Annotated in this window: 7 protein-coding genes and 4 pseudogenes; 3 read left to right on the forward strand and 8 right to left on the reverse strand. The window is 60.2% G+C overall.

Features of this window, described 5'->3' with window-relative positions; translation table 11 throughout:
• Positions 1 to 1017 precede the first annotated feature (1017 nt).
• Together CI41S_RS16145 and CI41S_RS44415 are read right to left on the reverse strand one after the other, a co-directional pair.
• Positions 1018 to 1774: pseudogene (locus CI41S_RS16145) on the reverse strand (transporter substrate-binding protein); the annotation flags it as partial.
• Between the two features lie 165 nt (positions 1775 to 1939).
• Positions 1940 to 2266 (reverse strand): annotated as a pseudogene (locus CI41S_RS44415) (tyrosine-type recombinase/integrase); the annotation flags it as partial.
• Between the two features lie 386 nt (positions 2267 to 2652).
• On the opposite strand from CI41S_RS44415, the gene CI41S_RS16155 reads away from it, so the two are divergent.
• Positions 2653 to 4677 carry a secretin N-terminal domain-containing protein gene (locus CI41S_RS16155; RefSeq protein ID WP_172628069.1) on the forward strand — a complete coding sequence of 675 codons (2025 nt, stop codon included), beginning with the start codon at positions 2653 to 2655 and terminating at the stop codon, positions 4675 to 4677.
• Positions 4678 to 5185: 508 nt separating this feature from the next.
• Positions 5186 to 5675: pseudogene (locus CI41S_RS16160) on the forward strand (lytic murein transglycosylase); the annotation flags it as partial.
• A 15-nt stretch (positions 5676 to 5690) separates the two neighbouring features.
• Here CI41S_RS16160 and CI41S_RS16165 read toward each other — a convergent pair.
• The 6 genes and pseudogenes from CI41S_RS16165 to CI41S_RS44025 form a co-directional block, all read right to left on the reverse strand.
• Positions 5691 to 10520, reverse strand: coding sequence for a shikimate kinase (locus CI41S_RS16165; protein WP_430650028.1), 4830 nt, complete (start codon positions 10518 to 10520; stop codon positions 5691 to 5693).
• Positions 10521 to 11567: 1047 nt separating this feature from the next.
• The gene (trxA, locus tag CI41S_RS16170; RefSeq protein WP_028349587.1) at positions 11568 to 11888 is read right to left on the reverse strand and encodes a thioredoxin; all 321 of its coding nucleotides are present in this window, start codon (positions 11886 to 11888) and stop codon (positions 11568 to 11570) included.
• A 446-nt stretch (positions 11889 to 12334) separates the two neighbouring features.
• Positions 12335 to 12466, reverse strand: a pseudogene (locus tag CI41S_RS16175) (IS110 family RNA-guided transposase); the annotation flags it as partial.
• Between the two features lie 26 nt (positions 12467 to 12492).
• Positions 12493 to 20025: a shikimate kinase gene (locus tag CI41S_RS16180; protein WP_139860314.1), complete on the reverse strand. Its 7533-nt coding sequence runs from the start codon at positions 20023 to 20025 to the stop codon at positions 12493 to 12495.
• Positions 20026 to 20738: 713 nt separating this feature from the next.
• Positions 20739 to 22133, reverse strand: coding sequence for an MATE family efflux transporter (locus CI41S_RS16185; RefSeq protein ID WP_244626544.1), 1395 nt, complete (start codon positions 22131 to 22133; stop codon positions 20739 to 20741).
• Positions 22134 to 22562: 429 nt separating this feature from the next.
• Positions 22563 to 22823: a hypothetical protein gene (locus CI41S_RS44025; protein ID WP_175607156.1), complete on the reverse strand. Its 261-nt coding sequence runs from the start codon at positions 22821 to 22823 to the stop codon at positions 22563 to 22565.
• Positions 22824 to 23352: 529 nt separating this feature from the next.
• Between CI41S_RS44025 and CI41S_RS16195 the strand changes: the two genes are divergently transcribed.
• Positions 23353 to 24381 carry a D-alanine--D-alanine ligase family protein gene (locus CI41S_RS16195; protein ID WP_139860319.1) on the forward strand — a complete coding sequence of 343 codons (1029 nt, stop codon included), beginning with the start codon at positions 23353 to 23355 and terminating at the stop codon, positions 24379 to 24381.
• Positions 24382 to 25081 lie beyond the last annotated feature (700 nt).

Genomic DNA, 25081 nt, shown 5'->3' on the forward strand with positions numbered 1-25081 from the left:
TTCCCGAGTGCGCCCATTGGTCTAGGGGCAAAAATACTCCCTCTGCAGCATCCGGCGCTTCCCGGGCGTGTAGAAATCACCGATCCAGCTTCCGGTCGTGTCCAAATAGGAAATCTACTCGGCTACGATAGCGCGCATGATGTTACGCTGCAACCATGGCGACATAGAACCGAGGAGCGACAGCGAGCGCCATGCTGGCCTAACAGAGAAAACAGAATGACAGGCCACAGGAACTCGATCAGCAATTCTGGCGCAAACCGGCTTACCATGACGGGAAGCTCGGCAGGTGTTATGCCGGGTGCGGTCATACTTCTTCTCAAGTTGGAAGAGCGCTTTCACGGTGAGGCGCTACGTCCATTTGACCGCTAGGCGAAGGCGTCCGAAAGGCCGCCGCGGGGCCGTGGCACCAAGCGGTTCGTAGTGGACGAGCGGCCCTTGGGGCGGGGTTACAGAGGAGGGACGGTCCCAACCGTGCTCATTAGTCAGCTCGAACGCCATTGAAGCCGTTCTTGGTTGGGTCATAGTCGAACGCATCGTCTGCGACCCGCAGCGAGCGGGCGTCACTGTCCTGGTCTCTCTCCTTCCCGGCCATCAAAAATCAATGCGTCGCCATTGTCCGGCAGCCCATTCGACGAATTCATCGGAAAGGCTCCGATCAAGATGCAGTTAGTCCGAATTTGCGGCGTGTCTCCCCGCCAAGACAAGGAGCGAATTCATGAGGAAACAACGCGACCGCCAAGCGGCGTCTTCGATAGCCCTCGAGCGTTCTTCGGGATTCCGGCGATCATGTGCACCCCGTCTCTCGCGCGTCGATTGCCGTCGTTCACGGAGGATGCCAATCGAAGTCGAGAGCCTTGAGGCGTTAGTCCCGCGAGAACCTGTTTCACCGGGATCGGATGGTCAGCAGCACAACGAAATACAGGGAGCCAACACCGAGCGATACAACCGTCGAATTGGCCGAAAGACGGCTGCCGCTCACATTTCTGGGCCGCGCTAAGATTGCGTTGATCGGTGCGATTAGTGAAAGCTCGAACCCAAACATTTGTTGGTCTTGGAGCTGTAGTTGCCGCACTTCTTGTCGACCCAGTGGCCGATTAGGTCCTTGGAACCGTCGAGCTCCTTCGACCAAGCGTCGCCGGCCACCAGACCAGGCGCCTTCCAGACTGCGTCGAACTGGCCGTTCGCCCTGATCGCGCCGATAAGGACCGGCTTCGTGATGGGGTGCTTGGGCAGCATTTTGGCCATGCCACCGGTCAGGTTTGGTACTTCGATGCCAGGAAGCGCGTCGATCACCTTGTCCGGATCCGTCGACTTCACTTTCTCCACTGCCTTCACCCACATGTTGAACCCGATATAGTGAGCATCCATTGGAGCGTTGGTCACGCGCTTGGGGTTCTTGGTGTAGACTTGCCAGTCCTTGATGAATTTCTTGTTCTCCGGAGTCTTAATCGACTGGAAATAGTTCCAGGCAGCAAGGTGACCGAGCAATGGCTAAGTGTCGATACCGGAGAGTTCTTCTTCACCAACCGAGAAGGTACCGACCGGAATGTCGGTCGCCCTAGTCCCTTGGTTGCCCAGTTCATTGTAGAATGGAATGTTGGCGTCGCCGTTGATGGTGACCACGGCCGTCTTCTTGCCGACCGAACTGTATATCAGACACGATCGTCTGCCAGTCGGAGTAGCCGAACGGCGTGTAGTTGATCATAATGTCTCCCTGAGATAACCCCTTCGACTTCAGATAGGCCTCAAGTATCTTGTTTGTTGTCCGAGGATAATCGGCACAACCTTTTTCGAATCGGCAAAGCCATCGATGCGATCGGCCCAATGTTGCATCAACTTGGTGCGCGACCCGATCAACGCTAATGGTCCGTGCCAGTTTGTAGATCGACCTTACCGAGTCGCTATCAAGGTGCGCCAACTGCCTTTCGACAATGTCGCCGTCCCAGACCTTGGCTTCATTGATCTCTTCGTGGCGGCAAAGGGTCGAGAAGGTTGCACGGAAGCCGTGGGCGCAATGCTCCGTTTTGGTGTCGATGCCAAGTGAACGCAGCCGATGACAAAGCGTTCTGCTGGACAGTGGCGCGTCCTTGGCACAAGCAAATACGTACCGCCGATTGCCGGTAATATGTTGCACACGCTTCAGGATCGCGAGCGCTTGCCGCGATAGCGGCACGACATGGTCCCAACCATTCTTCATCTTCGTCGCAGGAATGGTCCAGCGTTTAGCGTCCCAATCGACCTCGGTACGGAGCACTCGCAGCTCCATCACTTCCCGTTATGGAGCCATATCGATGAATTAATTTGCAGCTTGGCGGGTGTCCGGTACTCACACTCGGAAGAATCATCAAGCTGCTATTTGTCTTATCCTCGGGAAAGTTTCGCCGCTGAGCGCCAGCCCAACATCGCTCGCGCTGCCAAAACTCTAGAGGATGGCTTTGCGCTGGCACATGGAAACATTGAATGAATGCACATCTTCCGCAAGTGTGCCCCTCTTCGCGCCCGACAGTACTCACGTTTCTTTGTCTACTCCTCACCGGATGCGCAGGCTCAACCGCTGAGCGCAGCGTTCTACTGAATCCGCCGAGCGGCATCCGGAAGGTGTCCGAACATACATATTCGGAGGGCGCGCCGCTCGCGGGAGGCTTTGAAGTGTTGACCCAGCCATCCGCCCCGCCCGCCGAAACCTCGGAACGGCGGCTACCAGTCACCACCAATAGCACACGCGTCAGTCTGGACTACGTCAATGCTGATATTCGGCGGGTCGTGAATGACGTCGTCGGCAATATCTTGGCCATGCCCGTTGTGATCGATCCAGGCGTAGAGGGAAAGATAACGCTCCGGACGTCCGGCAAGGTGCCGGCGAGTGATGTTCCGCGGCTTCTGGACGAAGTGCTGGGAAAGTCCGGTTACGGACTGGCGGCAGTTGACCGGGGAGTCAGGGTGGCGCGTCTGGCTGACCTCGCCGACGGAGGGCGCGGCGATGTTAAGGTAATTCCCGTTCGTTATGTCGATCCAGTCGAGGTCATCAAGGTCATCCGACCGAACGTCGAGGAAAACGTTCATTTGGCGCCTGCCCCCGGACAACGAGGCATTGCGATCAGCGGGCCGCCCGGTGGCGTCAGTTCCGCTCGTGAACTCATAGGCCTGTTGGACATCGATAGCATGCTCCACAAGTCCTTTGCACTGTATACCCTGGCTCAGGCAAGTCCCGCCGCAGTCGAGAAAGACCTCAATTTTCTGTTCAATCAGAATGCTGGGGGCCCAGCGCGAGTCCGGTTTGCATCACTGGAGCGGTTGAACGGCATTCTTGTGGTTGCCGACGACCCTGCGGCGCTCCAGCACGCGCGTGAGACAATCGAGAAGCTCGACAGAACGTCGAAGGCAGCAGCAAACGTTCAAGTGCGGCCACTGAAGTACCGAAGGGCGACGGAAGTGGCTCAGGTGCTCGCCCAAATCTTCGGCGCTGAGCCGAACGTTGCGGCGCCCGCACAGTCCGATGGAGAGTCCGGCAAGGTGCCGGTGGCAAGCCTGCCCGGTCGATCGGACCTTCTCCCCAACCCGTCCAGCCCGGCGAACGAAGGCTCCGACTCGAACACGCAAACGGTGCAAGCAAAGCACGAAGCGGTGGTGGTCCCGGCCAGTCTCGGTTTGTCGGCGCCGGTGCGGATCCAGGCGGATCGCAGCCAGAACGCGCTTGTTATTCTGGCGGCACCGCACGATGCCAAGATCATCGACGCCGCAATCCGTCGTCTTGATGTCAAACCTCGTCAGGTTCTCATCCAGGCAATTGTCGCGGAAGTCCGGCTAAACGATGGCCTGGGGTACGGGGTGGACTATCTTTTGTCCTCTCGTGGCCTGGGTGCCGTTCCAAAAGGTGGCTTGTCCTATGTGTTTCCCGGTACAAGTGCCAACGTTGTGCTGCATGCGCTAAGCGAGGTGGCGGACGTCAAGGTTGTATCCGCGCCACGCATTCTCGCGGTCGACAATCAGCCGGCGACGATCCAGGTCGGCGAGCAGGTCCCTATCTTGTCCCGATCATCCCAATCCCCGGCAAGCGAGAACTCACCGATCATCAGCAACGTCGAACTGCGTGACACAGGCGTGATTTTGGCTGTTACGCCGAGAATAGGCGCCGGCGGTAGTGTCACACTCGACACTTTTCAGGAGGTTAGCACCGCCAACAAGAACAAGCTCACCAATATCCAGTCCCCTGTGATTTCGCTACGCCGCCTGCAGAGTACCGTATCGACACGAAACGGGGATACGATTGCAATTGGTGGGTTGATGCAGGATAGCACTTCCCGGGCCGATTCCGGGCTTCCTTTGCTGATGAACATTCCGCTTCTGGGAGCGGCATTCCGGCGTACTGAACAAACCAAAGAGCGAACTGAGCTCCTGGTGTTACTCAATCCTCTCGTGCTTCAAGGTGACGCAGAGGCAGGAGCCCTAACCGACGAGTTGCGGGCGAAGTTCGAATCGCTCGCGCCCGAACTCGGCCGCCAGCTCACGCCCGGACCGCGACGAGAGGCTGTCTCACCAAAGCGCGAACAAGCTGCGAAGGTTCGGAGAGAGCTGGCAATCCCGGCCGTCACCGGCTCGATTTCGGTACCCAGAACGTTTCCTGAGTCCCAGTCGTCTCCCCTGCCAGATGGCAATATGCGAGGCGCACTCGATTGAGTGATCGCGTGAAACAGTCTTACGATCGAAACGCCTTGCGCCGATAAAGTGGCAATCCAGCTGATTGGGGGCAATCGGCAGTCGTGGCGGCTGTCAGCGGTCCGCCCCCGGCGTGGCCGCGCCTGATGGCCCCGGTGCCATGACGCTACAGCGACCGCTCGATGCGACCACGGCTCGCCCCGTGGCCCTGCGCCTTCCAACCGACGTGGATAGACGGGCGGCCATAATGCCCGCTGGCGTCGCGGTGACCGCGCCGGATGTCGTGAAGAGGTCACAATCGGCGGCAGACGTCGCTTTCCGGGCGCGAGCGCCAAGCATCATAGCCGCCCGGCGAGACGCCAAGCACCTCCCACATCCCCACCGAATAATCGGCGCCGATCTTCGATGAAGCGGACTCTCAGGTCCGCTTTCCAGCAAAGATCGCGATGGACTTTCTTAAGATCTCGGGCTCTATGGGCAACCGCTCGTTCGCTCGCCGCAATCGCGCGATCTCTGCCGCGGTTCTGCGCTGCTCGATGCCGGCGAGGTACGCGGGCAATCACAAAGCGGCAGCGGCTCTTCCGGCCTGCTCTCCGACCAGAAGGCCGACATCCCCATACCTGGAGCCAACGGAATGGTGTGCTGGAGCGGCGAGGACGGCGCTTGCGGCCATCCCTTGATGACAGCGGACGCCATCCGTCAGGCGGCGACCAATTTTGATAATTGCATTGCCGGAATGTGGCCGGATGCAGCCCGGCGCAACGCTTCATCGTCGCGCCTTCACTGCACATCATGGACCTCTTGGACGCCCAACCGGAATTCACCAAGTCGATCTGGGACTGTCTCGACGTCCTGGTGAACGACAACCGCCTCGCCGTGGGCCGCGAGATGCTCGCCAAATACAAGATGCAGTTCGACGCACTGAAAGGGCCTCTGGCGTCGACCGCTACATCATCGCTGCGATCTGGGGCATCGAATCCAACTATTCGACCCAGATCGGTGATCGCAGCGTGCTGCAATAGCCGTTGTGATGATCATCGTGCATGCGCCGTTGGGGACATGCTGATGGCGGCGCCGGAAGCACCGGAGACATGTGATATCTCGGCAGCGGGCAGAGCGGCTTCCCTGTCGCTGCACAGCAAAGCGTAGAGTTCCTTCACGCAAATGCGGGCGTCCTTCTTTTCTTTTTGAAAGGGCGGGACGATGGGCAACCTGATATCGGCCTTTTGGTAGAACGGACTGCGCTCTTTGTGCAGCTGGTCAACCTTCTGCTCGATGTCGACGCCTTGCAGCAGCGCCCGGCTGGTGTCTCCCTTCAGGCGCCTGCGGAGCTCTTTCAGCTCGGTGTCGAGCCAGATCGACTTCGCCTTATTAAGGATCAGGGCTCGATTGGACTCCTTGCCAAAGCAGCCGCCGCCGGTTGCGATGACGATGGGCCCTCTCTCCAACTGCTTGGCGAGCTCTTTGGTCTCCAGGTCCCTGAAGTGCGCCTCGCCGCGGCCAGGGTCGGCGAACATCTCCATCAGACTGCCGTGCTCGGCGACGATACGCTGATCGATGTCGACAAACTCCACCCCCAACTCCTTGGCAAGCTGGGCGCCGATGCGCGACTTGCCGCTCGCCGGCATGCCGACGAGCACTACCGGCCGCGTACCGAGGGCCGCGAGGATCTCGCCGGCTTGCGGCGAGCGAGCGACCGCAATCTGTTGTCTTGCGACGGTGGTCGACCTGGAGGTCGCTGCCGCCCTCGACCTGCTTTCTCCTGACGAGCCCCAGTGCAATATCTCCCAGGCGCCACGGGGAACGGGGACCAGCTCGCCTTCGCTCTGCGCGAGCTCGGCCCGGTAACTGGCCGGCGTATGGAACTCGACCTCGAAGCGATAATTCTGCGCGGTTCTGAACGTCGTGCGAACGCCGCGTAACCGCGGGGTGTCCATCCTGATGAACCAGTTGGTGGTCTCGACCTCGCTGCAGTCCCGCTCCTCGAAGGCCAGTGCCGCCTTCCTGAAGGCGCGCGTAAAAGCCTCGTCCGGGATCTCGAAGACATGGCGCACGGCATTGGTGACCCATTGGGCCGCCTGCGCCGCACTCACGCTCTGGCCGGTCAACTCGTCGGCTACCTGCCCGAGCGACCGTTGGTCAAGATGCGGCATTTTCACCTCGATGCCGTCCTGCTGCAAAAGCTCAGCAACCGCATGCACAGTTTCGGTAATCGCGCTTTCTTGCGTGGCGCGCTCCAGGGCCTGTTCGCTGCTCAGCGTTATCCTGCTGGCGGGGTCGTCGTCGGCCGAGATTGCCAAGGCGCTGGGCAGGATCCGCTTTTCGACGGCGAGGCTGATCGAGGCCTCCATGACCGAGGCTGCCAGCGTGGGGTTGTCCTTCAGATCCGCCAGGCTGCCATCGACGTCGAACCGGCCCTGGTGGAGCTTTGCCGCCTGCCCCTTGACATAGGGCGCCGGCCTGAAGCCCGGCCTCCGCTCCAAGAGCCGCTGCAATTCGTTGGCTTTTTGCGTGAACACCTGCGTACCGGTATCGGACTTGTAGGCGTCCGTGCCGACCTTGATGCCGACGCTCAACAGATTGATGGCGCTTTCACGCAGATCGTCCGGGTTGTAGCCGTCGGGCCGCGGATCGATGCGCGGCTGGTAGTGGTTGAGCAGGAAGTCGATACGCTTCCTGGCGTCAGCGGCTGCCGGATAGGATTCGCTGAGTTTCGGGAAGAGCGCGCCGGCGTCGGCGCTGACGGCGGGCTTCGCGCCGGTTGAGGTCACGGATCGCGCTAACTGCTGCTTGACGTCCGATGGCTCATGAGCCGGCTCGCTATTGAGCTGCAGGTTCCAGTCCTGGAGCTCGGCCACTAGCAAGGCGGCCAGTTCGCAGGCCACCGGATGCCTGGCGGCCTTGCTGTCTTCCCTCGCCCTGGCGATGAGCTCATGGAGGGTCTGGCCATCAGGCCGATCTTCCTGCAACAGTGCGCGGATGTCGGCCTTGAGCTCAGGATGAATGCCCTCGTAGGTGCCGAAGATGGCACGCTCGGCAAACCAGCGTTGCGCCTCCAGCGGCTGCGCCAGCATGTTGCGCTGCAGGCAGCTGTAGGTCTCCAGCACCAGCCCGGAGGCCGACAGGATCTGCTTGGCCCGGCTGAACTGGTAGCCGCCTTTCTCAATGGCCGGCGTGTGCGACTTCGGCGGCTTCAGCGAGGCGATGCCGCGCGCCTGCAGCTGCGCGTCGAACTGGCTCACATGCTCGTAAAGGCGAGCTCGGTCGCCGATGATGATGACGGCGTCGCCGTCAAAATCGCCGTCGAGCTTTTTTTGTTCGGCGCTCGGAACCGCAACCAAAGAGCCGGGCGCGAACACCTCCGTCGCCTGCAGGATGCCGACGCACTCGAGCGCGGTGTCGGCCTTGACCCGGTCCTTTGCCTCCAGCCAGCGCGAATGGCACTTTACGTCCTCGGCAGACATCACCACCCCGCGCTCGGCAAAGTCTGCCGGCCACATTTCGTCGGGCACAACGATCAAGATGCCTTTGGCAAAGAAGGTCGGATCGTCGGCGGCAAGCCCAGCCTCCGACTTGTGCGCGACGTTGAAGCTGTATTGGAAGGCCACGCACCGATCCAGGAACGCCGCGGTCCGATCGCCATCGCGCGCCGACCTGACCCGGTCGGCGGCGAACGGGCGCAGGTTGGGCTTGTCATAGGGGGAGCGTCCGACAAGCACGCCAGCGTCACGGGTCAAGGTCTTGCTCTTGCCCGTCGGCACATGCAGGTATTCGTCGCTGGACGGCACGGCGATAGCGCCCGAACCTTCGATATGCCCGCCCGTGACCGTCCGGAACAACTCCTCGGGGGTGAGGCTTTGATGGGTTTCGAGCCAAGCCAGAGCCTTCTCGCGGGTCTCCTGTGCCACCTCGACGCTGCGCGGATAATGTTGCAGCGCTGAGGGCGGTACCGCCGATTGCCTTTTATCGGCAAAGGCCGGCATCCGCCTAGGAGCGTCGTGGCGAGCCCGGGCAATGGCCGGCATGCGCTCGGCCAGTGAGGCCCTGATGAAGCCGCAGCCGTCATGCGGCCGCAAGGCGATCTCGCCGTCTCGCCCCTCGAACCGGAAGGGATGCACTGCAGCTGCGGGGCGATCGGGCAGAAGGGAAAGCTTGAAGCACCCTTCCAGCGCATAATCGTGCGGACCAATGTCGGGGATGCCCGGCGGCGAGGCAAATCCGCGGCGCTGGGTATAGTAATAGGCTTCCTTGAACGGCGCCCAGGCCCGCGACAGCTGCTCAAAGGCCGTACCCGGAGCCGTCTCGGCATAGGGGATCGCCAAAAGCTTGCCGCTTGGGACCTCTTCGGCCGCGAAGGGCAGCTGAGAGGCAAGCTGGTTCAAGCTCTTTTCCGGCGGCCTCAGTTTGCTGCCGCCGAACAGGTCCATGCGGTAGGGCACGCCCTCCACGGTGAGCGTGCGTGTCAGCATGGCGCCAGTCGGAACTCCCTTTAGCTGCACCGCCACCACCTTCACCGCGCCCGAGGTCAAGCGGTGGAAAATGGAATAGCGCAACTCAGCTTCGCTGCCCAGCGGCCGGCCTTGCATGTCAACCACCGGCAGCCGCATCAGTCCGGCATCGCCTTGCGGCGGTCTCGGCTCGTGGTCCATGGTCTGAAGGACCCGATGGACATCGAAGCTGGCGGCTGCATGCTGGGCCTGGATCATCGATGCGTTCTGCGCCATGAAGGTGTCGAGCGCTTCGAGCGGCTCCTTCGCCTCGATCTCGGCGATCACGTTCCAGCTCTTGCAGGAAAGGTCGGCGTAGATGAGGGCGCGGGTACTGTCCAGGATCTGCCTGGTCTTGCCGTGCAGCTCTTGCTGCCTGGCCTGCAAGGCGAGCTCGTCGCCATCGACATAGGGCCGCCGGTAGAGCGTCTCCAGCACCGCCCGGCTCTTGAGCACCTGGTAGATCGAAAGCGCCGGGAAGCGGCTTGCATTGGCGCCGCTGGTGCGCTCGGCCTGGCTTGGCTTGAGATAGGCATCGATCTTGTGTTCCACCACCGGCTGGATGGCGTTGAGCAGGTTCAGCGCCGACCTGCGGTGCCAGCGCAACACCGGCTTCGGGCTGCGAGCCAGTGGCAGCAGGGAGGCGCAAAGATTGCCCATCGTCTCGAGGTTGTTGTCGCGCTTAAACCCGGGAGCGGCACGTAACACCTCGAGCCTGTCCAGCCCCGGTTGTGCCAGCGCACCGAGATCGTCCAACAACTGCGCCTTGCCCAACGACCTGAATATACTCGCGATGGCATGGACATCGGCCTGCTGCAGCCGATCCTCGGCATATTGGAGGTAGTGCGCCAGCCGATGCAGCCGGTCCTTCAGCAAGGCCGGTTCGGCAACCTCGCCGGCGATCTCTCCCGCCTCGATACTCCGCGACAAACCGTTGGCGACCCTGACTAGCGCAGACGTGCTGAAAGTGCTGAAGCGACGGCCCTTGGAACCGAGCTCGCCGGCGATGGCAACGATCGCCTTGCGTGCTTTTTCTTCTTCCGGCCACTTGCCGAAACCGTTCACCAGATTGGCCAATTCTTGATCCGAGAATCCGTGAAGATTGCCGGCGCGGGCAACCACCGCGCCGGCGATGGCAACCGTCGCTTCACGCGTCTTCTGCTGGTCCGGCCATCTGCTGAAGCCGTTCACCAAATCGGCCAACTCTGAATCCGAAAATCCGTCGAGATTGCCGGCGCGGGCAAGCACAGCGCCGGCGATGGCAAGCGTCGCTTCGCGCGTCTTCTGCTGGTCCGACATTGCGTTGGAGATGCGGTGCGGGCCTCCTTCGCTATCAGGACGCCCTGCTTGTCCGACCAACTCTCCGCGATCCACCAACACGCATCTCAGGGCCTGGGCATCTTGATGACGCACGGGCTCGACGGAACGTGATGAGGCGGCTTGCTGACCCGGGATAGTCGGCTCACGACCATCATCGCGCTCCGTCGAAGCGGCGGACAAGGTCAATGTATTGGCTTCCTGCCCGCTTCTGGTCCCCCGCTCGAGGCACCACTGCCGATAACTGCGAATGTCCATCTGCGAAGCGATACCGCCAAAGGAATCCAAGATGGCGTTGCGGTCGATGATCCCCGTCGGCCCGCAATTAGCGCGCCCCTGTGACGGATTTCGCAAAAGGCGAGGGCTGTCAAACAACGCGGACTCACGATAGGGGCGATTCAAGCGAGGATTCGGGCGACGTTCAATCTCGGCCAGCACCGTGCCTAGCTGCGGCGACATACTGCCCAGCGAATTGTCTTCCCCGTCGGATAATTCCACCCAGCTCACTGCGCTTGACTGCTCCAGATGGTCAGTTGCTGACGGAGAAGCTTCCGTGCTCGAATGCTGGATTTCCTCATCTTCTTCGATGATGGTATACAAAGCACGATCAGCCCGGCCTCGCTCGACAAACTCCATGCCTAGTCTCCCGTTTAGAAGGCCCGCCGCCGGTTTCTGATCACGGGATATTGCGGAGTCCAGCTTACGAGATGCTGACGATCGCGACGAGAATATCCGCGTCAGGGTGTCGCGTCATAAGCCCCCCAAGCTCGCCGAATAGCAACTATGGATATCAGTGTGAGAAAGCTTGGAAGCTCGAGATTTCCAAATGCAGCAAGGCCACAGCTCCCTTTCTCTAGTTCGGTTGGGTGGCCCTTAGCAGAAAGCAACGCGTCCCTAAGCCACCATCAGCCTCGCGTCATTTGCCGGCCACTGAGGCCGCCTTCTTCCCGTTTCAGTTCCTGAAACTCGACTCGCACCGTCGTCTGGACAGCGGGAGCACGGGCTCTTTCTCCGTCCAGGCAAATACCTAACCAACCAAGAGCCACCGATCCGCACGAGTGGAAATCAAGCAGCCCCGCGCCAATAAGGCAAATTGAGCGATATCGATCAGGCAGCGTTCGAAATCCAGTTCAAAAGAGCTGTCTTCGGTTTGGCGCCGACCGAGAAATCGGCCACCTCGCCGCCTTTGAAGATCGCGAGGGCCGGAATGGAGCGCACGCCCAATTGGGCGGCGAGTTCCGGGTTTTCATCGATGTTGAGCTTGGCGACCTTGATCTTGCCTTCCATTTCGACGGAGATTTCCTCGAGGCTCGGAGCAATCATCTTGCAGGGATCGCACCATTCGGCCCAGAAATCGACGACCACGGGTGCTGCGGATTCCAGAACTTCCGACTGGAAGTTATTGATATCGACTTTCACGGTAGCCATGGCTGCTCCTTTGACCGAAGAAGATGTTGAACCACATGTGACGGTGCGGTGCAGAATTTTCAATTATCAACCCGACCATGGTGGCTGTAGAACTCATGCGCAGCACGCGCGAAACGCTGCTGCCGACTGCCCTTTGACAGCCGGCCTCCCCCACTAACACGCCGCTGCGTGCGCAAGTTTTTCAGGTTCACAAGCTAGTCGTCCGTTCTTTAATCGCGGGCACGGTGTCAACCCCGATCGACAAAAATGATCCGCTGCCGGGTTCATGGTTGTTTCCGCGGTCGTCTCTGCAGGAGCGCCACATGATGGCGCTCAAGAGGTGTGGCATCCCGATGTAAAGACGCGGTGCGTAAGCCCGCTGGGACGACTTCGAGATTGCCCACACCTTCGTCTCGGCAGGGACGCTTGTTCCGCCGAAGGCGGATTCCGGTTGGTTTAAGATTGGTTCAGGCGGTGCGCATATTTGCCTGGAATTCGGTGCCATCAGTCCAGATGGCATGGAGGATGACAGCCATTTTGCGAGCGACGGTAACCTTGGCCTTTTTGGTGCCGATGCGTTTGGCCAGCTTGCTGCCCCAGCCGTGGCAGTCGATAGTGAAGCGGATCATGGCATCTGCTCCTGCGCAACCGAAGCTCGCGCCCTCAGGGCGCTTGAGGCTGCGAGCTCCTCTTTAACCGAGCCAGATTGCCCAGCGTCTAGCTCGCCACCGGCGCAGAGATAGCTGTGCAGCTCGCTAAGACAAGCATCCGCGCTGTTGAGTTCCCGCCGGTCCTGTGGGGCAATCGTGAGATTGGCCAGCTTATACACAGGATTGCGCTGTTCCATCAGGTTTGTGATCGTCTCGTCCCGGTCTGCGGTTTGTATTTTCGGACGGTTGGTGTCGTTTCGCAGGTTGCGCCTGATCACGTCCTCGTTGGTATTAAGCCAGATCGAGACCGCCTTCTCGCCGACACGACGCCGGACTTCTTCGGTCATGAAGGCTCCACCGCCGGTTGCGAGCACCAGCGGCCCCCGATCGAGCAGCCGGCTGATCTCATTCGCCTCGATATCCCTGAAATGCGCCTCACCGTCCTCCTCGAAAATCCGGGTTATGGACTTGCCAGCCTTCGCCTCGATCTCTTTATCGGAGTCGACGAACGTCAGCCCCAGCTGCTTTGCGAGTGCACGTCCCACACCGGATTTCCCGGCCCCCATCATGCCAACGAGCACGATCGGGCGGTTGTCGAGGGCACCAACAATCTCTGTTGCGCGTGCCGACCGCGCTGCGCGTGTCGGCCGGGCCACGTTCGACACACGAGCAGGGCTAGCGCCAACGCTGTTGCCGGCTTCGGCTTCCCAATGGGGGATCTCTGTGGCCCCCTCGGGGATGACAACCTTGTTGCACGCGCGTCGCACGCGCTCCAGGAGTTGCTCGGCTAAAGACTCATCCGGGGGCTCTTCGCTCCCTCGCTGCAACCGTCTGAGCTTCTGCAGCTCCTTGTAGGTCTCGTGATTGTCGAGCTTGGCCTTGTAGCTGTCTGCCGTGTGAAACTCGATCTCAAAACGGTAACCGCCAGGCGTGGCGAGCACTGTCTTGATGCCAGCGAAGGTCCGCGATCGCGTCCTGAACCAGTTGGTCGTGCTGACCTCGCTATACCCGCTCTCCTCGAACGCTAGAATGGCATTCTTGAAGGCACGTGTAAAATCCCTGTCAGAGAATTCGAAGACGTGGCGTACAGCGTTGTTGAAAAGCTGGGCGCCGGTCTCAGAGCTGGCCTGGATTCCGGTGAGCTCGTCTGTCATTGAGCTTGCCGATCTCAGACGCTTGGGCAAATGGGGCATCTTCACCTCGATGCCGGCCCCCTTAAGGGCTTCGGCAACCGACGTTGCCGTCCGGGTGATGTCCTTCTCTTCGGCTTGAGCGCGGGAAGCCTCCATTTGGGCGCGCTGTGCCGCCTCCTCGCGAGTCAACGTGATTGTGGTGGCGACATCTTCGGCAGCAAGCGTTGGAGCCGAGAGTTCGCGCAGAATGCCCCGCTCGGCAGCAAGCTTGATCGAGGCTTGCATGACCGAAGCCGCCAGCGTCGGATTGTCCTTGAGATTTTCCAAGGCCGCATCGACATCGAAACGACCTTGGTCGAGGGTAGCCGCCAAGCTCTTGGTGTATGGAGCCGATTTCAACCCGGGTGTCTGTTGAAGCAGGCGCTGAAGGTGCCTGCTCTTGATCATAAAGGCGTAAGCGCCAGTGTCGGATTTGTAGGCGTCAGCTCCGACCTTGATGCCGATGCTCAGCAGATTTTTTGCACTTTGGACGAGGTCGTGCGGCATGTAACCATCCGGTCGGGGGTCGATGCGCGTAGGGTAACGATCGACCAGAAGCTGGACGCGGTCCCGGGGGTGAGCCGTTGCCGGATAGGTCTCGGCTAGCTGCGGAAACAGCTCGCAAAGCGCCTGGCTCATTGCGAGCTGTCTCTCACTCGCAGTGGCAGCTGTTTCGGGCAGGAGTAGTTCGGGCGGAACTTGCTCGTCGAGACTTGCCGCCCACGCCTCGAGTTCGGTGAGGAGCAACTCGGCCGTCTCGAGCGCGGCCGGATGGTGTGCCAGCTCGATATCGTGCCGCGCCTTCTCGAGCTTGTCCCGGACGTCGTGAGCACTAACCTGTTCCTGCTCCAGCAGGCCGCGGATGTCTCGCTTGAGCTCTCGGTCAATGCCTTCGTACGTGCCGAATATGGCACGTTCTGCAAACCACTGCCGGGCTTGATGTGATTGAGCCAGAAAGCCTCGCTGCAGGCCGGTATAGGTTTCCAGAACGCTCCGCGTGGCGGCGAGAATCTGGCTGGCGCGACCGAAATTATAGCGACCGTCCTCAATCGCCGGGGTATGGGATTTTGGCGGCTTGAGCGAGCGCAGGCCACGAGCTTGCTCCTCTTGGTCGAATTGCCTGACATGCTCGTAAAGCTGCGGCCGGTCGGCAATGATAATGGCCGTATCGCCGTCGAAGTCGCCGTCGAGTTTTTTCTGCTCATCAGGCGGGATGGCAACCAGGGACCCCGGTGCGAAGATCTCAGTGGCCTGCAGGATCCCGATACAATCGAGCGAGCTGTCCGCCGTTACGCGGTCCTTGCCCTTGATCCAGCTCGAATGGCACTTGACGTCCTCGGCGGACATCACCAAGCCACGGTCGGCGAAGTCGGCCGGCCACATTTCATCGGGTACCACGATCAGAAGCCCCTTGGCAAAGAAAGTCGGATCGTCGACTGTCAGTTCCTCCCCCGACTTTTGGGCGACATTGAAGCTGTATTGTATGGTCACGCACTGATCGAGAAACGCCGCAGTCGGGTCCCCATCCGCGGCGGACCTGACCCGGTCGGGGGCAAACGGGCGGAGGTTGGGCTTGTCGTAGGGCGATCGCCCGATCAGCACGCCACCACCGGTCAATGTTTCGCTCTTGAGCCTCGGCACATGCAGACGGCCATCAGCGGATGGGATGGCGACAGCGCCCGGACCATTGATGTTCGCGGCTGTTACGACGCGAAACAGCTCCTCCGGCGTCAGCTCTTGCTTTACCCGACCCTCAAGCCAGCTCATCGCCTTCTGCCGGGCCTCATCCGCTACTTGCTCGCTGCGCGGATAATGTTGCAAGGCCGACGCTGGCAAGGATGCTCTGCTTCCCTCGGCAAAGGCATGCACGCGGTCAGGACCTTCCTGCTCGCCGGCGCGGCGGACAGCTGGCATAAGCTTGGCCAGCGAGGCCCGGATGAAGCCGCAGCCGTCGTGCGGTCGCAATGCAATGGGTCCGTCCGGCCCCCTCAGCTGGAAGGGATGCTCCTCGTTGGCAGGGCGGTCCGGCAGCAGCACCAGTTTGAAGGCGCCTTCCAGCGCGGAGTCGTGGGGTGACAGACCTTTGATCGCCGGAGGCGCCGCAAAGCCTCTACGCTGAGTATAATAATAGGCCTCTTTGAAAGGGGCCCACGCGCGCGACAGCTGCTCGAATGCTGTACCCAGCGCGGTTTCGGCATAGGGAATCGCCAGCAGCTTTCCCCCCGAAAGCTTTGTTTGCTCGTCTGGAGCGCGGGTCGCAACTTGAGACACAGTCAATCGTGGCGGCTTTAACTTGCTGCCGCCGAACAGGTCCATGCGGTATGGGATACCGTTTACATTTACCGTACGCGCCAGCATGAAGGCACTCGGGGGTCCCGGCAGTTGTACCGCGACGACGGGCAGGACCCCTGAAGTCAGGCGATGGAAAATCGAGTACCGCATCCCGGGCTCAATGGCCAACGGCCGCCCATGCATGTCCACGACCGGCAACTGCATCAGTCCCGCCTCACCCTGCGGAGACCTCGGGGCGTGGTCCATGGCTCGCAATACCTGATGCATGTCGAACACCGACGGAGGATGTTGCGCCTGGATCGCCGCCGCATCCTGCTCCATGAACAAGTCCAGCGCATCCACTGGACTGTCCGCCTCGACCTGCGCTATCAGATTCCAGCTCATGCTGGACAGATCGCCTTGAATCAGGTCGCGAGCGCCAGCCAGGATCTCTCTCGTGCCGCGCTGTAGCTCTTTCTGCCTGGCCCGTAAATTTGCCCCGTTGTCCTCGACATAGGGTGACCTGAACAATCTCTCCAGCGCCGCACGAGCCTTGAGCGTCTGAAAGATCGATAAAGCGGGGCGGCGGCTCGCAAGGGGCCCGCGGCTCCGCTCCGCATCGCCCGCGTTCAGATGCGCCTTGATCTTTTGCTCGAGCAAGGGCTGAAGATCGTTAAGCACGTTGAGGGCCTGCCTGCGGTGCCAGCGCAGTGGTTTCTCTAGGCTGCGCGCGAGCGGCAGCAGAGCAGCACTCAGATTACCCATGGTTTCGAGGTTGTTCTCGGCGGAAAAACCAGGAGCTGATTGCAATTCAGACAGCCGACTCAAGCCTGTCGGCGCGAGCAAACCAAGATCATCGAACAGGCCGGCCTTACCCAGCGCCTTGAAAATGTTCGTGATGCTCAGAGCCTCAGCCTTCAAAAGGCGATCATTATCATAGTGCAGGTAGTGGGCGAGCTTGTGCAACCGATCCTTCGGCAGAGCGGCATCCGTAATCTCCCCACTCTCCTGCGCCCTCATGATCGCTCGGGACAGAGCGTTGGCGAGCATAGCCAGTTCAGGCGTGGTGAACACACCAAATCGCTGTGCTCCAGCCCCCAATTCGCGCGCGATGTCCATGGTGGACTGGCAGCACATCGCCTCCTCAGGCCACTTGCTGAAGCCGTTCAGAAGGTTCGCCACTGCCTGCGGAGGGAAATTAGAGAGCTGATGCTGACGGGTTTCCCCGGCGATTGCCATCGTGGCTTTGCGACAATCCTCATTCTCCGGCCATTTGCTGAAGCCGTTTACGAGGTTCGCCAGCCCGTGCGCAGTAAAATCAGACAGCCGGACATCGCGGCGAAGGACCTCACCCGCAATGTCAAACGCAGCCTTGCGACAGTTCGGCGCCTCCGGCCACTTGCTGAAGCCGTTCACCAGGTTTTCCAATCCCTGCGGGGAAAAGTCAGAGAGCTCGGTGCGGCGAAGGACCTCATGCGCGATCGCACACGTCGCGCGCCGACAGTCCGGCGCCTCCGCCCACTTGCTGAGCCCGTTCACCAGGTTTGCCAGTGCCTGCGGGGCAAAATCGGAGAGTTCGGCGCGAAGGACCTCACGCGCGATCGCAAACGTGGCGTCGCGACAGTCCCGCGCGTCCGGCCATTTGCTGAAGCCGTTCACCAGGTTCGACAGGTTTTGGTGCGTAAAATCTGAGAGTTTGGCGTGACGAAGGACCTCACGCGCGATCGCAATCGTCGCGTCCCGGGAGTCCTGCGCGTCCGGCATTTTGCCGAAGCCGTTCACCAGGTTCGCAAGGTCCTGACGATTGAAATCAGAGAGTCTGAACTCACCGCGCGCGGCGCGGCGAACGACCTCACCCGCGATCGCAAGCGTGGCGTCGCCACAGTCCGGCGCGCCAGGCCACTTGCTGAAGCCGTTCACCAGGCTCGCCAACTCCTGCGGAGTAAACTGAGAGAGCCGGGCGTCCCGGAGTACCTCTTGCGCTATCGCAAAGGTCGCGCCGCGACAGTCCTCAGCTTCCGGCCACTTGCTGAAGCCGTTCACCAGGTTCGCCAGCTGCTGCCGAGTAAAATCAGAGAACTGGGTACCCCGGCTAAGGACCTCGTGCGCGATCGCAAGCGTCGCGCCGCGACAGTCCTCCGCGTCCAGCCACTTGCTGAAGCCGTTCACGAGGTTTCCCAGCTCCTGCGGAGTAAAATGATTGAGCCGCTCGCCGCGCCGAAGGACCTCACCCGCAATGGCAAACGCCGCCTTGCGACAGTCCGGCGCCCCCGCCCACTTGCTGAGCCCGTTCACCAGATTAGCCAATTCCTGGTGAGTGAATTCAGAGAGCTGGGCATGGCGGTCGCGGCGAAGGACCTCATCCGCGATCGCAAACGTGGCGTCGCGCGAGCCCTCCTCGTCCGGCCACTTGCTAAAGCCGTTCACCAGGTTGGCCACTTGCTGGTGAGTGAGTCCGGAGAGCCGGGCATTGCGGTCGCGGCGAAGGACCTCATCCGCGATCGCAAGCGTCGCCTTGCGACAGTCTCGCGCATCCGGCCATTTACTGAAGCCGTTCACAAGCATCGCCAGGTGCTGGTTGTCAAAATGCCGGGCGCCGCGGCGAAGGACCTCCCCCCCGATCGCAAGCGTGGCGCCGCGCGAGTCCTGCCCGTCCGGCCACTTGGCGAACCCGTTGACCAGATTCGCCAGTTCCTGCGAGTTGAATTGGAAGAGCTCGCCGCGGCGAATGACCTCACGTGCGATTGCAACGGTAGCATCGCGACACTTCGGCTCGTCCCGCCACTTGCAGAAGCCGTTCACCAGGTTAGCCAGATTCTGGTGAGTGAATTTGGAGAGCCGAGCATGGCGGTCCCGGCGAACGACCTCCCTCGCGATCGCCAAAGTCGCTTCGCCCGACTCCGCTCCGTCCGGCCACTTGCTCAAGCCGTTCACGAGATTCGCCAGTGTCTGCGTGGCAAAATCGGATAGTCCGAACTCACCGCGGGCGGCCCGGCGAACGACCTCAGACGCGATCGCAAACGCGCCTTTGCGACAGTGGCGCGCACCCGGCCATTTGCTGAACCCGTTCACAAGCATCGCCAAATGTTTCTGATCAAAATCAGAGAACTCGGCACGACGGGCCTCGCGGGCAATAGCTTCCGTGCCTTCACGAGTTTCCGCCTCCCTCGTCCACTTGCTGAAACCGTTCACCAGCAGCGAGAGATTTTGGCTATCGGCCGCGCCGAGTACCTTGGGTTCATCGCGACAAAACTCGGCAATTCTAATGACTCCATTGCGGCATGTCTTCGACTGTTGATGCCGACCGAATGATGTCGCGAACAGCGAAAGAGCAGCGGGGTTAAGTTCGCGCAGCAACGAATTGGAAAGCTGCGACACCCGAGATGCCACCGCCTTGCAAGCTTCGAGGCCTTCCTGACCGCCGGCCTCGCGACTCACAGCGTTGCATGCCGTGGCGTAGCCCCAGAATTTCCTGCGGCGGATATCGTCCTCGAAGTGGGTGACAAATTGGCTTCTGAACTGGGCGGCTGCCTTTTGCATAAAGGCCGCATGGATCTTCTCGTCCACCCGCTGCAGCCGCTTGTCGTTTTCCACCACTGCACGTGAGAATTCGACAATGTCGCGAGCGAAATAAATGGCGTCCAGAGCGGCGTTACATTGCCGTTCTGAAATCGCAGCTTGCGTGCCCTGCGGGGCGACACAATCCAGGCGCCGCCGTTTTGGCACTGCCTCCAAGTCCGATACAGATTGCCTGTGCGAGGAAGAGGCAGCTCGTGAACTCCTGGACTGATCGGCACAGCGGCTCTCGGCACCGGAACGCGACGAACTTTCTTCCCAATTTGGCGCGCCGCGATGCGCCAAATACCGCAAAGCTGGCTCGTCGACATGCGTATTCACTGAAGGATCGGTTGACGTACGGCATCGGGCATCGCTGGCCGAAGTCGGCCTTCGGGCCGAGCTCGCAGCCAGGTCCTGATTTTCAGAGCGCAATCCCTGCAGGACAGAACTGAATTTCGAGCGATCGTTTCCGCCGCCAAGATCTGCTTCAGGGCTGGACCAGTCCATCTCTGATCCGCGGGCTTCCATCGCTCTCCAGTCGGCTCTCGTCAAAATCAATCTCCCATGCGAGCTAGAATGCGCCGATTACGACGGTGGCATAGAGGTCCGCGGTGCCGGCCTCAACGACTTTTGTTTCAGAGCGGAGCTCCTTGGCCGCGTCGACAGGACCGCACTCGCCACAAACCTGACGTGCAAGTCAGTTTTGTACGATTGTGCGCTCTAGTGCCGAAGATATGCCCTGCACCTGACGTAAATCTGACTATTGGTTGATCTCAGTGATTTGACTTTTTTTGGCGGTTGCTGGATAGGCGCGGCCGAGTTTGGTGCGTGCTTGTCGGTTGTGACCATCCACGTGATGCGAACTCGGGGCTTTGCGTCGCCGCCTTTGCCATGCTGCGATCTGATTTCGGAGCCTTTTGGGGTCGTCGATGCAGCGGCCGAGACACTGGCGCCGCAGCACGCTGATCTCGCCGCAAGCTTGCTCGAACCGCACACGTTTGATCTGGCATCCGATACTCTCTGCCTCAGGGCGGTCGCACCTAAGCCTGACCGAATTGAATCCCCTGCCCGGCCTACCATCACACTCGACTGCATTTATCTGCGACTCGCAGACTGCGTGCTTCTTCTCGGAGACACGTTAGCGCAGACAACGAACGCCTTTGCTGAGAAGTCGATCCGTTTTCAATACGTCTGCAGACCCATATCCAACAAAAGTCGGCTTAGCGCTTACGAACGAGCATGTTCGCCAGTTTCAGAAAGCGCACGATGAGGAGCACCGCGTAGACCGCTGTACCGGTTGATAAGCCGATCCAGACGCCAATGACGCCAAGACTCAGCTTCAAACCAAGGACGTAACCGAGGCAAAAGCCGATGAGTCCATGAGATACGCCAGCCAAGAGAAGTGGCACTCGTGTGTCCTTCAGTCCTCGCAGGCCGCCGGCCGCAATACTCTGCGCGGCGTCACTGATAGAAAACACCGCAGCAATCAAGAGGAGCTTCGCAGCCAGTCCGATAGTCGCCTCGGTGTTGCCAGCCGAGTCGGCTATGAATAATTTGGCGATCTCAAAGCGCACGACGGTCACCGCAAGCGCCAGCACTGCAATGGTCGCGACACCTAGCAGGAGCGCGGTTAAGCCTGCTCGCTTGACCGCGAAGCCGTCGTCGCGGCCTATCGCATGGCCAACGCGCACGGCCGTTGCCATGCTGATCCCGAAAGAGATCAAGAACAGGATCACGGCGACCTGAAGCGCGATCTGATGAGCGGCAAGTGCGGTAGTGCTGACCAGGCCCGCGAGGAGAGCCGCGGCCGAGGTTGCGCCAAAGCCGATCAGCGAGGCTATTGAGATCGGCCCCCCAACGATTATCAACTGCCGCATTAGAGGCCAATCGAAGGACAGAGTATTCGTAAACAAATGATAGTCACGAAACGGGCGCCGCACTCTGACGAACCACAAACTTGAAAAAAACATCCCACAGTTAACGAGGCTGGTCGCAAGGCCCGCGCCGAATAATTCCAGCCGGGGCACACCGAGCTTCCCATTGATCAGCACATAGACCAGTACGGCGTTGACGGGGATAGCCGCGGCCGTGATCCATAAGACCGGCTCCGGCCGATTTACCGCGCCCATTGAAATGCGGATAACTTGAAAGCATAGCGCTGGCGCCACACCCCAGACCAGTCCGAACAGATATCGCTGCGCGAGCCGCGCTGTGACAGGTGCTTGGCCAAGAACAAGCAGCATCTGCTCGCCGTGCAGTGCAAACGCAATGATAGGCAAGGATACCAGCATCGCCAGCCAGAGGCCCGTGCAAAGCGAACGCCGTACCACAGCTAGATTACCCGCCCCAAAAGCCTGCGCCGTCAGCGGTGCGATCGACGCCAGCAAGCCAAGGCCGGCAGTAAAGCTACCTAGATAGATTCTGCTGGCCAGCGCCGTCCCAGCGAGCGCCTCGGCGCCGATGTGCCCGATAAATGCAACGTCCGTCGTCATCATCGCGATCTGCCCAACTTGGGTTAGCACCATCGGCAGCGCGAGTTTCGCGGTCTCGCTAAGCTCGCCAGCGAGCTGGCTGCCACCCTTTCTGGTCGCGAGATTTCGCGAGGTCGCCGCCATCTCAGTTATCTTGTCCATAGAACGGCAATCCGCGTCTGTTGCTTCGGCGACAATCGATTTCCTTGTTGCAGCCCACGACTCTACTTCCCTGCCCGAATTCGCAACGAAGCTTGAGAAAGAACCTGCGTAGCTCTTAGCTAGGCGTCACCACAGACCTTTCCGTGTACTGATTTGAACGGTTCCGGTGTCCTGGCTGGCCATGTCGCTGGCGACCCTTGCTCCTCGGATAACCGCAGCGACTGGGCAGGTCGCAAGCACAACGGGGCATTGGAGGACACGAAACGCCTTCACCGATAAGAGACAATTTGTAACAACCACTACGATCCGTTGAGCAGCCGCCCTGAATGAGAGCCACTCCTGTGCAACGCACGTGCCAATCTCCCGACATTGATTCATGATCATTACCTTCCAGCCACCGCAGGTCGGTAATCAGCTTCCAATCGATTTCCAATCGATCTTATTTCTGTTGTTCGGCGTCTCGCGCTCTTCGGCATGGATCACCGGTAGGGTTAGAGCGGGATAGTACTTCGGCATTCCGATCGGCCGCAGGATGCGAATCTTACGATACCTGATCTCAAGAACGGCCTGGTCGGGATCGCCGTTGCCGTCTCTGACTTCGATGCGATGGAGCCTTTTGACGGCGACCTCGTCCATCTCGTCGGCGATCGTGTGATCCCAGTCTTCAGCCAAGCTCGTCGACGCAGGTCCTGACCAGAAAATGGTCCGATCTCCTGTGCTGCGCAGAAAGTTCGTAGGTGTCACTGTCGCGATCGCAACATGGATGCATCGTCCGCGATGATCCAAGAGTTGCGTAGACCGAGACTTTCTAACCGCCGGACGCTTTCCTTTCTTGTTGGGAATCCGGGTCGGATTGATCTTCTTTCTAAGCGCTGCCGTCCCCTTGAATTCGGGTCCAGAACTTGACGGCTGCCAACCCCGGCGGCACTTCCTCGATACCGCGAGGCTCGAATGCATCAGGATGCCGGAAAGCGCGTGCGGATGGTAGGCCGGCGAGGTGCTTGCCGAATGCTTACGTCATGTCTGGTCGGCGTTGCGAACTTGACCTATTCGGCCGGCGCAGAATACGTGCTTGGCCGTGTTGCCGGCGCAACCACTTCAGTGGCACGCCTATTGCTAACGATCGACGCGCTGGATCAGGTCGGGCAAGCAAGTCCGTAAGCTTATCACAGCGGGCAATCATCATCCAAGGACTAGACTTATGCGAATAGCCGTCGTGCGGAACTGGGATCATACAGGCGTCATCAACCGGTTCGGCCAGTCTTGTCCGGAGGAATACGACCGCGAGACCGTCGAGAAAGTAGAGGCGGCATTACAAGAGTGCGGCCACGAGACACTGTTGTGTGAAGGTGACAAAGGTCTGCTCGCTGCGCTTGAGCGGTTCATGCCACCCGATCCGCAAGGCCGCCCCTCCGGAATGGTCTTTAACACGGCTCAAGGAATTCAGGGCGAATACCGTTACACCCACGTTCCGGCCATGCTCGAGATGGCTGGTATTCCGTACATCGGATCGAGTCCGCTCGGGCATGCGCTGGCGCATGACAAGGCTCTTACCAAGAGACTCCTGCGGGATAGCGGCGTACCAACACCGAATTTTCGCGTAATGCGTCGCGGCACCGAGAGCACCGGTGATCTGCGATTTCCGGTGGTAGTGAAGCCACGTCAAGAAACCATGAGCTTGGGATTGCAACTCCTAGAAGCGCGTGGTCAGTTGAAGCAGGCCGTGGAAGGGATCGTCGATCAGTATGGGCAGGATGCCCTCGTGGAAGAATACATCGAGGGCAGAGAAATCTATGTCGCGCTGCTCGGAAACGAAGAGCTCGAAGTGTTGCCTCTTGTGGAGCAGGACTTTGGTGATCGCAAAACGCGTATGTTCACTTGGGAAGACAAGATGCACATATCTGACGAAGAGCCCCAGGCCATTTGCCCGGCGCAGATCGGGAGTAGCCTTGCCAAGATGCTTGAGGATGTTGCGATTGCGGCCTTCCGTGTTTGCCAATGCCGGGATTTTGCTCGTGTCGATTTCCGGATTGATCGCTCCGGCCAGCCCTTTGTGCTGGAGATCAACTCCATGCCGGGGCTCCGTACGACCAGCATGTATCCCGTGGCCGCCCGCACCGCGGGACACAGCTACTCAAGCATGATTAATCGTATACTGGATGTAGCTCACGTGCGTTATTTTGGGATCTGCATCCCCGGTCAAGGGTCGCCTCCGCACCGGAAGGCCTGAGCGCGGGGCGCTGTGGCCACGACGCTTCTCTTGAACAACGCCAAGGCGTTGTTCGAACACCCACAGCAATCGCAGCAAACGAAAAAACAGATTCAAGCCGCGATTTCGAGATTGACCACGCGGCTTGCCCTCCGCCAGAGAACCAACCAGCCATAACGCCTTGCCGCCCCCCCGGCGAGACGAAATCGGAGAGGTAGACGACATCGTCTCGGAATCCGCGAGCTACTTCGTCGGAATCCGCAAATGCGTGACTATCAGACTGTCATAGACGAAGCGCGGTACGCTGCTCACAGCAAAGAAGCCGCTCGCCAAGCTCGACCTCAGTTGAGACCCCGCTCCGAGTAGGTTTCTCCGCGCATGTCCGACCTTAAGCTGGAGGATAGCTTCCGCCATCAGGCGTTCCGCGTCCCTGATGGCAGGCGCCTGGTCCGATACCTCAGATGCGGAGCTGCACCGATCGCCGGCACCCGCAGGTCTCCCGCAACAGCCGCAATCGCGCGGTTGTACGAATTTTTTGTAAAGACTGTGAAGAGTGAACGTAGTGTCCCGCCATCAAGAATGAGCATCAGTGGCGTGGCCGACGAGTCTGCTTGGCCGCACCGATCGGTCAAGTCCAAAGCCGCGGAGCGGAGCGCCGCAGGCGCCGGGACTTGACGACGGGCCGTATCGAGCCATCGATACCGTTGCCATGATGCCGTTT

It is taken from the genome of Bradyrhizobium ivorense (assembly GCF_900696085.1).
GTDB lineage: Bacteria > Pseudomonadota > Alphaproteobacteria > Rhizobiales > Xanthobacteraceae > Bradyrhizobium > Bradyrhizobium ivorense.

Excerpts from the sequence above, each read along its gene's own strand:
- CI41S_RS16195 (WP_139860319.1), top strand. The coding sequence starts at position 23,353 with ATGCGAATAGCCGTCGTGCGGAACTGGGATCATACAGGCGTCATCAAC.
- CI41S_RS16180 (WP_139860314.1), bottom strand. The coding sequence starts at position 20,025 with ATGGACTGGTCCAGCCCTGAAGCAGATCTTGGCGGCGGAAACGATCGC.
- trxA (WP_028349587.1), bottom strand. The coding sequence starts at position 11,888 with ATGGCTACCGTGAAAGTCGATATCAATAACTTCCAGTCGGAAGTTCTG.
- CI41S_RS16185 (WP_244626544.1), bottom strand. The coding sequence starts at position 22,133 with ATGGCGGCGACCTCGCGAAATCTCGCGACCAGAAAGGGTGGCAGCCAG.